The sequence below is a fragment of the Bradyrhizobium sp. WSM471 genome, from assembly GCF_000244915.1.
GTDB lineage: Bacteria > Pseudomonadota > Alphaproteobacteria > Rhizobiales > Xanthobacteraceae > Bradyrhizobium.
In genome coordinates this window covers 2,550,691-2,565,519 of sequence record NZ_CM001442.1, presented here as the reverse complement: position 1 = coordinate 2,565,519, position 14,829 = coordinate 2,550,691, and the positions used below count along the sequence as shown (strand labels likewise).

At 65.5% G+C, this 14,829-nt stretch carries 13 protein-coding genes; 10 read left to right on the top strand and 3 right to left on the bottom strand.

The features are described 5' to 3' along the window. The first annotated feature begins 1 nt into the window (after window position 1). Complete coding sequence (locus BRA471DRAFT_RS11050) at window positions 2-922, top strand: LysR family transcriptional regulator (protein WP_007607096.1); 921 nt, start codon at window positions 2-4, stop codon at window positions 920-922. Between the two features lie 188 nt (window positions 923-1,110). Here the strand turns inward: BRA471DRAFT_RS11050 and BRA471DRAFT_RS11045 are convergent, their stop codons facing one another. After that, complete coding sequence (locus tag BRA471DRAFT_RS11045) at window positions 1,111-1,731, bottom strand: glutathione S-transferase family protein (protein WP_007607095.1); 621 nt, start codon at window positions 1,729-1,731, stop codon at window positions 1,111-1,113. Window positions 1,732-1,871: 140 nt separating this feature from the next. Between BRA471DRAFT_RS11045 and BRA471DRAFT_RS11040 the strand changes: the two genes are divergently transcribed. Next, window positions 1,872-3,149, top strand: a complete 1,278-nt coding sequence (locus tag BRA471DRAFT_RS11040; protein WP_007607094.1) for a flavin-dependent oxidoreductase — start codon at window positions 1,872-1,874, stop codon at window positions 3,147-3,149. A gap of 205 nt (window positions 3,150-3,354) precedes the next feature. Here BRA471DRAFT_RS11040 and BRA471DRAFT_RS11035 read toward each other — a convergent pair whose 3' ends face one another. Then, window positions 3,355-3,777: a PaaI family thioesterase gene (locus BRA471DRAFT_RS11035; protein WP_007607093.1), complete on the bottom strand. Its 423-nt coding sequence runs from the start codon at window positions 3,775-3,777 to the stop codon at window positions 3,355-3,357. 68 nt (window positions 3,778-3,845) lie between these two features. Beyond that, window positions 3,846-4,946 carry an A/G-specific adenine glycosylase gene (gene mutY / locus BRA471DRAFT_RS11030; protein WP_035973850.1) on the bottom strand — a complete coding sequence of 367 codons (1,101 nt, stop codon included), beginning with the start codon at window positions 4,944-4,946 and terminating at the stop codon, window positions 3,846-3,848. Window positions 4,947-5,068: 122 nt separating this feature from the next. Here mutY and BRA471DRAFT_RS11025 point away from each other — a divergent pair, with 122 nt between their 5' ends. From BRA471DRAFT_RS11025 to BRA471DRAFT_RS10990, 8 genes are all read left to right on the top strand, one after another. Continuing rightward, entirely contained in the window at window positions 5,069-5,563 is a 495-nt protein-coding gene (locus tag BRA471DRAFT_RS11025; protein WP_007607090.1) for a DUF721 domain-containing protein, read from the top strand. Between the two features lie 127 nt (window positions 5,564-5,690). Beyond that, window positions 5,691-6,347 (top strand): DsbA family protein, encoded by a 657-nt coding sequence (locus tag BRA471DRAFT_RS11020; RefSeq protein WP_007607089.1) that lies wholly within the window; start codon window positions 5,691-5,693, stop codon window positions 6,345-6,347. Window positions 6,348-6,564: 217 nt separating this feature from the next. Beyond that, window positions 6,565-10,029, top strand: coding sequence for a chromosome segregation protein SMC (gene smc, locus BRA471DRAFT_RS11015; protein ID WP_007607088.1), 3,465 nt, complete (start codon window positions 6,565-6,567; stop codon window positions 10,027-10,029). Between the two features lie 112 nt (window positions 10,030-10,141). After that, the gene (locus tag BRA471DRAFT_RS11010; protein WP_007607087.1) at window positions 10,142-11,119 is read left to right on the top strand and encodes a small ribosomal subunit Rsm22 family protein; all 978 of its coding nucleotides are present in this window, start codon (window positions 10,142-10,144) and stop codon (window positions 11,117-11,119) included. A 136-nt stretch (window positions 11,120-11,255) separates the two neighbouring features. Beyond that, complete coding sequence (locus tag BRA471DRAFT_RS11005; protein ID WP_007607086.1) at window positions 11,256-11,816, top strand: LemA family protein; 561 nt, start codon at window positions 11,256-11,258, stop codon at window positions 11,814-11,816. 32 nt (window positions 11,817-11,848) lie between these two features. After that, the gene (locus tag BRA471DRAFT_RS11000) at window positions 11,849-13,075 is read left to right on the top strand and encodes a M48 family metallopeptidase (RefSeq protein ID WP_007607085.1); all 1,227 of its coding nucleotides are present in this window, start codon (window positions 11,849-11,851) and stop codon (window positions 13,073-13,075) included. A 203-nt stretch (window positions 13,076-13,278) separates the two neighbouring features. Continuing rightward, window positions 13,279-14,034, top strand: a complete 756-nt coding sequence (locus BRA471DRAFT_RS10995; protein WP_007607084.1) for a hypothetical protein — start codon at window positions 13,279-13,281, stop codon at window positions 14,032-14,034. Window positions 14,035-14,094: 60 nt separating this feature from the next. After that, window positions 14,095-14,763, top strand: coding sequence for a hypothetical protein (locus BRA471DRAFT_RS10990; RefSeq protein WP_007607083.1), 669 nt, complete (start codon window positions 14,095-14,097; stop codon window positions 14,761-14,763). Window positions 14,764-14,829 lie beyond the last annotated feature (66 nt).

Here is a 14,829-nt window from a genome sequence, read left to right as displayed (position 1 = left end):
CATGAATTTGAATTCGCTCGACCTCAATCTCCTGACCGCGCTCGACGCACTGTTGCGCGAGGTCAGCGTCAGCCGCGCCGCCTTGCGGATCGGGCTGTCGCAGCCGGCGGCCAGTCATGCGCTCCAGCGTCTGCGCGACATCCTTGGCGATCCGCTCTTGGTACGCACTGGCGCGCGGATGGAGCTGACGCCGCGGGCGCAAGCCTTGCGCGCGCCGTTGGCGCAGGCGCTCGATCAGGTGCGCGGGCTGTTCCTATCGGATGAATTCGACGCGGCGCGCAGCGAGCGGCAATTCCGCCTGATGATGCCGGATCTCGCGGTCGAGCTGTTGATGCCGCCCTTGATGGAAAAGGTGACGCAGGCCGCGCCCAATGTCCGAATCGACGTGGTGCCGTGGCGGGGACCGGCGATCTTCCACGCCGAGTTCGCCCGCACAATCGATCTCGTGATCTCGATCGGCAACGCCTTCAAGGGGTTTCACCGCCAGTTGCTCTACACCGACAGCGACGCGCTGGCCGTGCGGCGCGACCACCCCATGGCTACGAAGCTGAAGCAGCGCGAGACGTTCCTGGCCGCACGCCATGTCGGCGTCATCATCCGCGGCCAGCCGGAGGACCTGATCGACACCTGGCTACGCACCAAGGGCATCGACCGGCACCTCGCTCTCGTCGTCCCGGGTTATCTCGAAGCGCTGCACGTCGCCGCCCGCACCGACCTCGTCGCCTTCGTGCCGCGCCGGCTGATCGCGGCGCTGTCCAAGCAGCTCGGCCTCGTCACGGTGACGCCACCGCTCGCCCCCGGCATCGACGAGCAGTTCATGTTCTACCCGACCCGCGCACAGATGGATCCGGGCTCGATCTGGCTCAGGCGGCTGATGCTGGAGACGGGACGGCAATTGGAGAAGAAAGGGCGCGCTGGGTAGGACGCCGCTTCAAAACAAACGGGTCGTCCCGGCCTTCGCCAGGCGAAGGCCGGGACCCATAACCACAGCACGTGGTTTGGCGAAGGCTCGCGATTGTCAGCTTGCGTCACAACTTCCCCCTGTGGTTACGGGTCCCGGGTCTGCGCTGACGCTTGCCCGGGACAACAGGGGAATATGTTGCCGCGCTCCTACGCCTTCTGCGCGTCCATCACCTTGCGCACGGCGGGGCGGTCGGACATGCGCTTGAAATGATCAGCGATTTTTGGCGTCGCGTTGATGTCGACGCTGTCGCCGTCGAGCCAAGTCGACAGGGTGTAGAGATAAGGATCGCAGATTGTGAACTGCTCGCCCATCACCCAGGGCCCCTTGTACATCTTCTGCTCGATCAGGGCGAAGCAGGCGCCCATGGTCTTCGGGATCATCGCCTTCATGTCGGCAAACGAGCTCTCTTCGCTCGCCCAGCGCGCGCCGCGCATCTTGTGGGCATGGTTGATGTGCACGGTCGAACAGAGATAGGAGTTGAACGACTGCACCTGGGCGAAGTCGAAGGGATCGTCGAGCGGCGCGAGCTTCGCCTTGGGGAAGGTCTGCGCGAGATAGGCAAGCATCGCCGGGGTCTCGGTCAGGACGCCGCGATCGGTCACCAGCGCGGGCACGCGGCCTTTCGGGTTGATCGCGAGATACTCCGCGCTGTTCTGCTGGTTGGTCTTGAAGCTCAGCCGCTCGGCCGCGTAGTCGGCGCCGGCTTCTTCCAGGGTGATGTAGGTGGCGAGCGCGCAGGTGCCGGTGGCGTAGTAGAGCTTGAGCATGTCGGACCTCATGGGAAAGCCGGAAGGTAACGGTTGCGGGCCCCGAGGTCCATAGCACGGCCTTCCCAGTGCTCTTGCTCTTCGCAGTTGCCCACCGGCGCCCGGCTGTGCCAAGACGCCCTAGTTGGAGGGGCTTTCCCATGACCGTACTCATCGCCGGTGGCGGCATCGGCGGGCTGACGCTTGCGCTCAGCCTGCACGGAATCGGCATTCCCGTGAAAGTGTTCGAGAGCGTCGCCGAACTGCGGCCGCTCGGTGTCGGCATCAACGTGCTGCCGCATGCGGTGCGCGAGCTGATCGAGCTCGGGCTGATGGACAAGCTCGATGCCGCCGGCGTGCGCACCCGCGAGCTTGCCTATTTCTCCAAGCACGGCAAACCGATCTGGAGCGAGCCGCGCGGGCTGGAGGCCGGCTATAAATGGCCGCAGTTTTCGATCCATCGCGGCACGCTCCAGCAATTGCTGCTCGACACCGCGATCGAACGCCTCGGCCGCGACAACATCCTCACCAGCCATCATCTGACCGGCTGGAGCGAAACCGTTGACGGCGTGCGCGCCGATTTCATCGACAAGGCCACCGGCAAGGCCGCGGGGACTTACGAAGGCGCGCTCCTCATCGCCGCCGACGGCATCCATTCCGCGGCGCGAGAAAAACTTTATCCCGACGAAGGCCCGCCGATCTGGAACGGCCGCATCCTCTGGCGCGGCGTCACGCCTGCAAAGGCGTTCCTCACCGGCCGCACCATGATCATGGCCGGCCACGAGATCCTGAAATTCGTCTGCTATCCGATCTCGAAGGAACCGGACGCCGCGGGCAACCATCTGATCAACTGGGTTGCCGAGCGCCACATGCCGCCGACCTATCAATGGCGGCGCGAGGACTATAACCGCACCGCCCGGCTGGAAGAGTTCTTGCCCTGGTTCGAGAGCTGGCAGTTCGACTGGCTCGACGTGCCCGGCCTGATCAAGAACTGCCCGCACGCCTATGAATATCCGCTGGTCGATCGCGATCCGGTGTCACAATGGACTTTCGGCCGCGTCACGCTAATGGGCGACGCCGCACATCCGATGTACCCGATCGGGTCCAACGGCGCCTCGCAGGCGATCCTCGATGCCCGCACCATCACCCGCGAGATCCTGGCGAACGGCCCGACGCAAGCGGCCCTGCTCGCCTATGAGGCGGAGCGGCGGCCTGCAACCACCAGTCTCGTCCTGCTCAACCGAAAGAACGGCCCCGAGCAGGTGATGCAGCTGGTCGAGGAGCGCGCGCCCGACGGCTACAAGGTCGTCACTGACGTGCTGTCGCAACAGGAGCTCGAGGATGTTGCCGCCAACTACAAGCGCGTCGCCGGCTTCCAGGTGGAAGCGCTGAACGCGAAGCCGCCGATCGTGAGCGCGGGTGCGCGCGCGACGAAATGAGTATTCGCACGAAGCGAGACGCACGTTGATGGGCCCTCGCCCCTTGCGGGAGAGGACAGCGACGCCGGTAGACGCGGACTCACTCAGGTGAGGGGTCTGTCTCCGCGAAACCAACTCGCATTAGAACTCGCTGAACCAACCCCTCATCCGGCGCTTCGCGCCACCTTCTCCCACAAGGGGAGAAGGAAGGAAGAGTGCGCGGCAGCTATTTGCCCACCACCCTCGTCGCTTCGAGCAGCCGCTCGCTCGCGCTTGCCGTCGCCAGCAGCGTCCCGTCTTCCGCCGTCAGCCTGGCCTCGACGAACGCAATCGTCCTGCCGAGCTGCGTCACCTTGGCCTCGCCGATGATCGGTCCGGGCTTTGCGGGAGCCAGGAAATTCACGGTCATGCTGATGGTGGTGGTGTAGAGCCGGCCCTCGCTCATCACCAGCACGGCGGGGCCCATCGTGTCGTCGAGCATGGCCGATAGCATGCCGCCCTGGATGAAGCCGGCCGGATTGCAGAACTCCGGCTTGCCGTCGAAGGCGAGCTTGATCCAGCCTTCCCCGGGCCGGGCGTCGAGCAGGCGCCACCCGAGCAGCTCGGCACAGGGTGGCCTTGGAAAGTTGTCGAGCGCGGTCTTGATCATGCGACCCTCCGTTGCCAGCCACAGCTAACGCAGGCCTGCTGCCAGCATGTTGTCAGCAGGATGGGCTGCTAGCGGTCCAATCCATGCGCAATGACCTTACGCATGACGTTGGGCAATGCTTCGTCGGCGAGCGTGGCGATGGGCACCCAGCGCATGCCGGCGGGTGCCCGCGTCCGCGCCCCCACCCTCGCCGTGTAGACCACCAGTTCCAACGGGAAATGCGTGAAGACGTGGGCGACCACGCCGACCTTGCGTTGCCAGCGCGACAGCCCCTTCAACTCGGGCGCCTGCTGTTTGGCCTTGGCATCGTCCTGTCCGGCCAGCCAGTCCGAGCCCGGCACCTCGGTCATGCCGCCGAGCAGACCCTTTTCGGGGCGGCTGCGGACGAGAAGCTCGTCGCCGCGCGTGACGACGAAGGCGGCGCCGTGCCGTAGCGCGCCGCTCTTCTTCGGCGCCTTGCGCGGAAACGTGTCCTGCGTTCCCAGCGCGCGCCCCGTGCAATCCTCGTTCAGCGGGCATAGCGAGCAGGCCGGCTTCTTCGGCGTGCAGATCGAGGCACCCAGATCCATCAGCGCCTGCGCGCTATCGCCAGCGCGGGAGTCCGCGAGCAGCGTCGCCGCCAATTGCTGGATCAGCGGTTTTGCCTGTGGGAGCTCTTCTTCAACTGCAAAGAGCCGCGAGACCACGCGTTCGATATTGCCGTCGACCGGCATGGTGCGGCGGTCGAACGCGATCGCGGCGATCGCTGCCGCCGTATAGGGCCCGATGCCCGGCAGCGCGCGCAGGCCCGCTTCGGTGTCCGGAAAGGTGCCGCCATGCTCGTGCGTCACCGCGACCGCGCAGGCATGGAGATTACGGGCGCGAGAATAATAGCCGAGCCCGGCCCACATCCGCAGCACGTCCTCCTGCGAGGCCCGCCCGAGCGCGGTGACGTCAGACCAGCGCGAGACGAATTTTTCGAAATAGGGCCCGACCGCCTTCACCGTGGTCTGCTGCAGCATGATCTCGGACAGCCAGACGCGGTAAGGGTCGGATGCCGCGCCGGGCGCAGCGCGCCAGGGCAATCGGCGGCGATGGCGGTCGTACCAATCGAGCAGCGCGAGCGGGCGCGACGAGGTCTCCGGCGGAACTGGTTCCGATTTCGCCCTGAGGGCGGATTTGGGGCTCATGCTCGCACTGTAGCGGCAATGCACCGATCTCTCCACGTCATGCCCACGCTGGGCGCGGGCGTCCACGTCTTTCTTCGCGGCCAAGAGCCTGTGGCCGACGCTCCGGAGTGCTATAAGGTCCCATGTCCAAGCTTCGCCCCATCAAACCCGGTCCCATCAGCGCCAAGCCGCTGTCGCTCCTGCTCAACGACGTCTTTGCCGAGGCCTACGCCAAGCAGGGTTTTGCCGCGCGCGAGCTGGTAACGCGGTGGGCGCAGATTGCCGGGCCGGAGATCGCGGCCCATGCCGAGCCGCTCAAGATGCAATGGCCGCGGCCGGTCGAGGGTCAGCCGCAGGAGCCGGCCACGCTGGTGCTGCGGGTCGAAGGTCCGATGGCGCTGGAGATCCAGCACTCCGCCGATGTGATCCTGCAACGGGTCAACCGCTTCTTCGGATGGAGCGCGGTCGGCAAGCTGGCCTTCCGCCAGGCTCCGCTGTCGCGCGCCCGACGGCCAACCCGGCCCAGCCCGCCGGACGCCAAATCGGTGGCCGAGGTGGCTGAGCGCCTGGGCGACATCGAAGATGAACAATTGAAGTCGGCGCTGGCGCGCCTCGGGGCCGCCATCAAGCGAAATTGAGCCTTATTCTGCGGCCAAACTGGACCTGTCCTTGCCGCTCGCCATTGCCTCAAACGACGTTTCAAGCTAGCGACAGGCCGTCTGAATAGGAATTTCGGGCGACACCACGCCAATCCGGGAGCCGACCTTGATCATCACCCGCCGCGCCTTCAACACGATGCTGTCGCTGACCGGGCTTGCCGCGGTCGCCGGGCTCTCACCGCTGCGGTTCATCTCGGAAGCTATCGCGCAGGCCGCTGGCGACGTCGCCAAGCCGGTGTCGCTGCCCGACATGGCGCTGGGCCCGAAGGACGCCGCCGTCACCATCACCGAATACGCCTCGATGACCTGCCCACATTGCGCGGCCTTCAACGAGCAGGTGTTTCCCAAGATCAAGTCGGAATACATCGACACCGGCAAGGTACGTTACGTCTTCCGCGAGTTCCCGCTCGACATCAAAGCCGCCGCCGGCTCCATGCTGTCGCGCTGCATCGCCAATGGCGACGCGCCGAAATACTTTGCCGTCACCGACATGCTGTTCCGCCAACAGAACGACTGGGTAGTGAAGAACACCACGGAGACCCTGACCCGGATCGGCAAGCAGGCCGGTCTCACCCAGCAGCAGGTCGAGGCTTGCCTGAAGGACCAGGCGCTGCTCGACAAGATCGCCGCCGACCAGAAATATGCCAGCGACGTTCTGAAGGTCGATTCGACGCCGACGTTCTTCGTCAACGGCGAGAAGATCAAGGGCGAGACCTCGTTCGAGGAATTCGCCAAGAAGATCAATCCGCTGCTCAAGAGCTGATTTGCACGGCACAATCCTGATTCGCATCTCGATAACCGTATCTTTCCCGGCATAAATCCCTTGGGAAAAGCGGCTTTCGCCGGTTGCCCTCGCGGCGCACCGCGGCCATTGTCCGACCGCATGAGGCGCCTCGCGCGACTCGCCCGGATAGCGACATTGCCTTTCATGGTATTGTCCCGGCAGGGGGATTCGCGCCTGCCAACAGAGATGCGTGCTTATGAAAATCACCCGCCTGCGCCTTCACGGCTTCAAATCCTTCGTTGAGGCCACCGACTTCGTCATCGAGCCCGGCCTGACCGGCGTGGTCGGCCCCAACGGCTGCGGCAAGTCGAATCTCGTCGAGGCGCTGCGCTGGGCAATGGGCGAGACCTCCTACAAATCGCTGCGCGCCGCCGACATGGATGCGGTGATCTTCGCCGGCTCCGGCAATCGCCCCGCGCGCAACCACGCCGAAGTGACGATGACGATCGACAATTCCGATCGCACCGCGCCGGCGGCAATGAACGACAGCCAGCTGCTTGAAATCTCCCGCCGCATCGAGCGCGAGGCCGGCTCGGTCTACCGCATCAACGGCCGCGATGTGCGCGCCCGCGACGTGCAGATTCTGTTCGCCGACGCTGCCACCGGCGCGCGCTCGCCGGCCCTCGTCCACCAGGGCAAGATCGGCGAGATCATTCAGGCCAAGCCCGAGCAGCGCCGCCGCGTGCTGGAAGACGCCGCCGGCGTCGCCGGCCTGCACGCCCGACGCCACGAAGCCGAGCTGCGGCTCAAGGCGGCCGAAACCAATCTCACCCGCGTCGAGGACGTGATCGGCCAGCTCGCAGGGCAGATGGAAGGCCTGAAGAAGCAGGCCCGCCAGGCCGTGCGCTATCGCGAAGTTGCGGCCAAGGTGCGCAAGGCCGAAGCGACCTTGTTTCATCTGCGCTGGATCGGCGCCCATGCCGACGTCAACGAATCCGGCCACACCCACGATCTCGCCGTCCGCGAGATGGCTGAGCGTACTCAGCACCAGGCCGAAGCCGCACGCATCCAGGCGATTCGCGCTGCCGAAATGCCGGCGCTGCGCGATGCCGAAGCGCGCGCCGCGGCGGGGCTGCAGCGCCTGACCAACGCCCGCGAGCTGCTCGATCGCGAGGAAGAGCGCGCCAAGGAGCGCGTCGCGGAACTCGAGCGGCGCCTCGCCCAGTTCGAAGGCGACATCTCGCGTGCCCAGCAGCAGACCATGGACGCCGATGTCGCGCTGCAGCGCCTCGACGCCGAAGATGCCGAGCTGAGGGAAGAGATCAAGTCGCGCGTCGAGAAGCGCTCCGGCGTCGACGAGCGTGTCGCCGAAGCCGAGGCGGTTCTGACCGAGACCGAGCAGCAGTTCGCCGAGCTCACCACCGCGCTCGCCGACCTCACCGCCAAGCGCAATCAACTCGAAGCCAACGTTCGGACCCACCGCGACAAGCTCGCCCGGCTCGACCAGGAGATTTCGAATGTCGCGGCGGAAGAGCAGAAGCTCACCCAGGAGACCGGCGGCTTCGGCGATCTCGACGAGCTGACCGCGACGGTCGAGAACGCCGAGCAGACGCTGGCAGCCTCGGAAGCCGCCGCTCAGGCCAGCGAAGCCGCGCACGTCGCCGCGCGGCAGACGCTGGAATCCTCGCGCTCGCCGCTCGTCGAAGCCGACAAGCGCGTGCAGCGGCTCGATACCGAGGCGCGCACGATCTCCAAGATCCTCAACGGCGAGACCAAGAATCTGTGGCCTCCGATCATCGACGGCATCACGGTCGACAAGGGGTTTGAAAAGGCGATCGGCGCAGCCCTCGGCGACGATCTCGACGCGCCGGTCGATCCGTCCGCGCCGATGCGCTGGACCAACGCTGGCGTCACCGACGGTGATCCGGAACTGCCCGAAGGCGTCGTGCCGCTCGCCAGCCACGTGCAGGCTCCGGCCGAGCTGAGCCGCCGCTTGGCGCAGATCGGCGTGGTGCCGCGTGAGCGCGGCGCCGAGCTGATCTCGCAGCTCAAGACCGGCCAGCGGCTGGTCTCGCCCGAAGGCGACGTCTGGCGCTGGGACGGTTTTGTCGCAGCCGCCCATGCGCCGACCGGCGCAGCAAGGCGGCTTGCCGAGCGCGCCCGCCTGATCGACATCGAGAACGAGCTGGAGCAGGCCCGCATCGACGCGCAGATCAAGCGTCAGGCGCTGGAGAACGCCGAGGCCGAGCTGCAGATGGCCGCCAGCACCGAAGGCGCGAGCCGCGAAGCCTGGCGCGCCGCGCAGCGCGAGCTCAACGTCGCGCGCGAGCGCCACGCCACGGTCGAGCGCGAGATCAGCCGCCACGCCGCGCGCAAGGCGACGCTGTCGGAAGCGCACAGCCGTCTGGCCGCCGACCGCGCCGAGGCCGAAGCCGCCTACGAATACGCCGAAGCCGGGATCTCCGAGTTGCCGTCGAGCGAGGACACCGAAACCCGTCTCGCCGCCGTCCGCAGCGATATCGAAGGCCATCGCCGCATGGCCGCCCAGGTCCGCGCCGAGGCCCAGGCGCTGGCGCGCGAAGCCGAGCTGGCCGACCGCCGCGTGCAGGCGATCCTCGCCGAACGCACCGAGTGGCAGAACCGCAAGGAGAGCGCGGCGTCCCACATCGACACCATCCAGGCGCGCATCGCCGAAGTCTCGATCGAGCGCAGCGATCTCGAGAACGCGCCGGCCGTGTTCGCGGAGAAGCGCAGCGCGCTGATCACCGAGATCGAGTACGCCGAAAACGACCGCCGCATGGCCGCCGACGCGCTCGCCAGCGCGGAGACCGCGATGGCCGAAACCGATCGCGTCGCCAAGCTGACGCTGGAGGCGCTCTCGAGCTCGCGCGAGGCCACCGCCCGCGCCGAGGAGCGCATGGAGGGCGCGCGACGCCGGCTCGAGGACATCGAGCGCGAGATCCGCGACATGCTGGAAGTCGAACCGCAGGCCGTTGCCGGCCTCGCCGAGATTGAACCCGGCACGGAGCTGCCGCCGCTGCACGATATCGAGGAAGACCTCGAAAAAATGCGCCGCGATCGCGAGCGCCTGGGTGCGGTCAATTTGCGCGCCGAGGAAGAGCTGCGCGAGGTCGAGACCCAGCACAACGGCCTGGTTACCGAGCGCGATGACCTCGTCGAAGCCATCAAGCGGCTGCGCCAGGGCATCCAGAGCCTCAACAAGGAGGCGCGCGAGCGGCTCCTGACCTCGTTCGAGGTCGTCAACAACCACTTCAAGCGCCTGTTCGTCGAGCTGTTCGGCGGCGGCGAAGCCGCGCTGCATTTGATCGAGAGCGATGATCCGCTCGAAGCCGGCCTCGAAATCATCGCCAAGCCACCGGGCAAGAAGCCGCAGACGCTGTCGCTGCTCTCGGGGGGTGAGCAGGCGCTGACGGCGATGGCGCTGATCTTCGCGGTGTTCCTCACCAATCCCTCGCCGATCTGTGTGCTGGACGAAGTCGACGCGCCACTCGACGACCACAACGTCGAGCGCTATTGCAACCTGTTGCACGAGATGACCGCCTCGACCGACACGCGCTTCATCATCATCACCCACAACCCGATCACGATGGCGCGGATGAACCGCCTGTTCGGCGTCACCATGGCCGAACGCGGCGTCTCGCAACTGGTGTCGGTGAACCTGCAAGAGGCAGTGGACATTCTCGACCAGAACGTGGCGTGATTTTTTTGGCCGTCATTCCGGGGCGGTGCGCAGCATCGAACCCGGAATCTCGCGCCACCATTTCGAGATTCCGGGTTCGCGCTACGCGCGCCCGGAATGACGGCGAACTAAGATGATCTCGCCCACGCTTCCCGCTGAGCTAAAGGCCGCCCTCGACGGCAAGCTCCAGGGCTTCTCGCGCACCGACGCTGCGCAGCGATCGCAGAAAATCTCGACCACCTATCGCGCAGGCGGCGGCTCCGGCACGATCAAGTCCGATGCCGATGCGCTCGCCTATGCGTTCGCGCGCATGCCGGCGACCTACGCGGCGGTGGCGGCAAGTCTGAATGCGCTGACCGAGATCGCACCGGACCTCGCTCCAGAAACACTGCTCGACGTCGGCGCAGGTCCGGGCACCGCGAGCTGGGCCGCGGCAGAGGCGTTTTCATCGCTGCAAGATTTCACCCTGCTCGACGCCAACGCCACGCTGAGCCGTCTCGCGCTCGACCTGGCGCGCGACAGCACGCGTCTGGCGGATTGCCGCTACCTGCCGGGCGATGCCGGCGCGAATCTCGCCGAACTTTCGCCAGCCGATCTCGTCGTCGCGAGTTATGTCATTGGCGAGCTCAGCGACGGCGATCAACGCAAGCTCGCGGAAACGATGTGGGCGAAAGCGCGCCACGCGCTGGTCGTGATCGAGCCCGGCACGCCCGCCGGCTACGCGCGCATCCTCGCTTTGCGCCAGCAACTGATCGCGGCGGGGGCCTATGTCGCCGCACCCTGCCCACACGAAAAGCCGTGTCCGCTGGCGGCGCCCGACTGGTGCCATTTCTCCCAGCGCTTGCCGCGCTCGCAGGCTCATCGCCAGATCAAGGGCGCCGAGGTGCCGTTCGAGGACGAGCGATTCATCTATGTGGCGCTGACCCGTACGCCGCCCGCAACCCGCGCCGCGCGCGTGCTGGCGCCGCCGGAGGTCGGCAAGGCCGAGATCACGGCAAAGCTCTGCAGCGAGCAAGGCGTCGAATTCGCCAAGGTCCCACGTCGCGACAAGGCCGCCTATGCAAGCGCCCGCCGCTGGCGCTGGGGTGATGCCGACCTGTCCGAAAGTTAACCTCCTCCGGGACTTTCGCCTTGAACTCGGATAGTCCCTCATCCGACCAATCCTAGCTCCCCTCTGCGCCGGGCTCTCGCTCCGCGCCAATTTGGTCTAGGCTGCGCCCGCCTTCTTCCCCCTTCAGGAGTTCTCCATGTCGACCGGCTGGATCGTTCTCGGCGTTATCGTCGTCCTCGTGTTCTTTGCCTTCGCCGCCTACAACCGGCTGGTGGCGCTGGGCCAGCGCGTCGGCCAGGCCTTTGCCGATATCGACGTGCAGCTCAAGCAGCGCCACGATCTGATCCCGAACCTGGTCGAGACGGTGAAGGGCTATGCCTCGCATGAGCGCGGCACACTCGACGACGTCATCAAGGCGCGCAATTCGGCGATGTCGGCGCAGGGACCGGCGCAGGTGTCCGCGGCCGAGAACCAGCTCTCCGGCGCGCTCGGCCGCCTGATCGCGCTGTCGGAGGCCTATCCCGACCTCAAGGCCAACGCCAATTTCCAGCAACTCGCCAGCGAGCTGTCCGACCTCGAGAACAAGATCGCGGCCAGCCGCCGCTTCTTCAACAGCGCGGTCCAGGAATACAACACCGGCATCCAGCAGATGCCGGCCGCCCTGTTCGCCGGCATGTTCGGCTTCACCAGGAAGGACTTCTTCGATCTCGGCGCCAGCCGTACCGAGGTCGAGGCCACGCCACAGGTGAAGTTCTGAGTTGAGCCGATAGGCCGGCAGGGCATCGCGTCATGGCCGCGTATGGTCTCTACACGCACATCGCCTCGAACAAGTTGCGTTCGATGCTGCTGCTCGCCGGCCTGTTCGCGCTGGTGTATGTGCTGGTCTATGCCGGCGCGCTGATCGCCGAAGTCGTCATCAATGGCGACGAGACCGTCGTCCATTATCTGAGACGCGCCTTCTATGATCTGAAAGTCGCCGCACCGGTTGCGACCGTCGTGGCAGCGGCCTGGATCGTGATCGCCTATTTCTTCCACCAGTCGATGATCGATGCGGTGACCGGCGGCCACGACGTCACGCGGCAGGAGGAGCCGCGGCTCTATAATCTGCTCGAAAATCTCTGCATCTCGCGCGGCATCACGATGCCGAAGCTGAAGATCATGGAGAGCCCGGCGCTGAATGCGTTCGCGACCGGCCTCAACCCGCGGCAATATTCGGTCACCGTCACCACCGGTCTTCTCAATGCGCTTGATGACAAGGAGATCGAGGCGGTGCTCGGCCACGAGCTGACCCACATCAAGAATGGCGATGTACAGCTCATGGTGGTCGCCGTCATCATCGCGGGCGTGGTCGGGTTCTTCGGCGAATTGTTCTTCCGCCTGTTCACGAATTTCAGCTGGAGCTCCGGCGGCTCGTGGTCGTCGGGCTCCTCCTCGTCGTCACGATCGTCCTCGTCGTCGAGCGACAGCAAGAGTTCCGGGGGCGGCGCGGTGATCGTGATCATCATCGCGGTCGTGCTGATCGTGGTGGCCTGGCTGTTGTCGCAGGTGGTGAAGCTCGCGCTGTCGCGCTCTCGCGAATATCTTGCGGACGCGGGCTCCGTCGAGCTGACGAAAAACCCGGACGCCATGATCTCGGCGCTGCGTAAGATCGAGAACCACGGCGAGCTGCCGGGCGCAACCTCGGCGGTGATGGAGCTCTGCGTCGACAATCCGCGCGAGGGTTTTGCCGATTTGTTCGCGACCCACCCCTCGGTGCAGTCGCGGGTCGACGCGTTGGTCAAGTTCGCCGGCGGCCATGATCCTGGCCCGCTGCCGCCTTCCGCCGACGAGACCGAGGAGGCCGAGGAGCCGGACACGCAAGCCGAACGGCAGAACACCCCACCGCCGCTGCGCCAGGGTCCCCGGCAAGGTCCTTGGAGCGACGCAGGCGGCACGGCCAGTCCGCCACCCGTGCCGGCACCCAGCTCCGCCGGAACGGCCGGCAGCAATCCTATGGGTCCTTGGGGCCGCCATTGAGGCGATTTGACGCCACGCGCGGCAGGATTCGTGGCGATTGGGAAAAACCTCGGGAATTGCCGTAACTGGGGCCTGCGGAATTGAATTCTCCCTTGTTTCTGCCATGTTCGCGCCCAACAGCAGACTTGGGACATCTTTGCGACATCGATTTGGGGCCCGGCCGATTGCGACTTCGCGATCGGGGGGCGCGTTAGGGGACAGCAATGGCAAAGCCGGCAGTGGTTGTGGTGGGCGCGGACAAGGGCGGGGTCGGCAAGACCACCGTGTCGCGCACCTTGCTCGATTATTTTTCCGCCAACAACGTGCCGACGCGTGCCTTCGACACCGAATCGCCGCGCGGAACCCTGAAGCGCTTCCACCCTGACATCACCGAGATCGTCGACATGACGACGACGTCGGATCAGATGAAGATCTTCGATACGCTCAACGCGACGAGCCCGTCGGTCACCGTGATCGACGTCCGCGCCGGCCTGCTCTCGCCGGCGCTCGCCTCCTTGCGCGACATCGGTTTCCTCGACGCCGCCAAGGCCGGCCAGATCACCTTTGCCGTGTTCCACATCCTCGGACCCTCGATCGCCTCTCTGGACGAAATCGCCGAGACCGCGGGCTTCATGGGGGGCGCCAAATACTTCCTGGTGAAGAACTTCATCAACGATACCCAGTTCTTCCAGTGGGATCAGGCGACCTACCAATCGTATTTCAACCGCATCAAGGACGCGACCGAGCTGACCATCCCCAAGCTCAACGAAATGGCCTATGAGCAGGTCGAGGTGTCCTCCGTCCCATTCCTGAAATTCGTCGCCAACAAGGGCATCAACGACGAGGCCGCGAACTACTCGTTCGTGCTGCGCGGCTATGTCCGACACTGGCTTGCGAACGTCTGGAGTGAGTTCGACCGGATCCGGCTGACCGATATCGTCGGCTCGACGAAATCCGGGGCCCGCAACAGCGAAAAATAGTTGCGCAAGCCGGGCGGATACGGCTGGATTGGTCGCCGAGTTCGACTGATATAGCTATCGATGTCCGCGACGCCCCTCTACATCATTTGCTCGCCCCGCCCGCAGGTCGGCAAGACCCTGCTGGCGCGGCTTTTGAGCGAATTTTTGCTGCTCAAGAACGGCAACGTCGTGGCCTTCGACGTCAACCTGAAGGAGCCGTCGCTGCTCGACTATCTGCCGAAGATCACGGAGACCGCCGACGTGATCGACACCTATGGCAAGATGCAGCTGATGGATCGCGTCATCGTCGATGACGGGGTTGCCAAGGTGATCGACCTCGGCTTCCATGCCTTTGACGAGTTCTTCAAGATGACGGAGGAGATCGGCCTGTTGAAAGAGGCGGCGCGTCGCCACGTCGCGCCGATGATCCTGTTCGTCGCCGACACCGACCGCGTCTCGGCCCGCGCCCACGAGATGCTGCGCGAACAGATCCCGCGGATCAACCTGATCACGGTGGACAACGAGCACATCGTGCGCGGTGAACTACCGGCCGCGATGGCTGCCGGACGGGTATTCCGACTGCCCGCGCTGCCCGGGTTCCTGAAGACCTATATCGGCCGCCTGAACTTCTCCTTCACCGGCTACCTGCGCCAGGAGAAGGATGCCTCGACCGAGCTGCACCAGTGGACCCGGCGGAACTATCTCGCCTTCCGCGAGCTCGAGCTCAGCCTGATCCTGCAACGGTCCTGAATATTTTACCCGGATATTATTGACGCGGAGAGGCTCTGCGGTTACGGAGTTGACGCACCAGCGTCC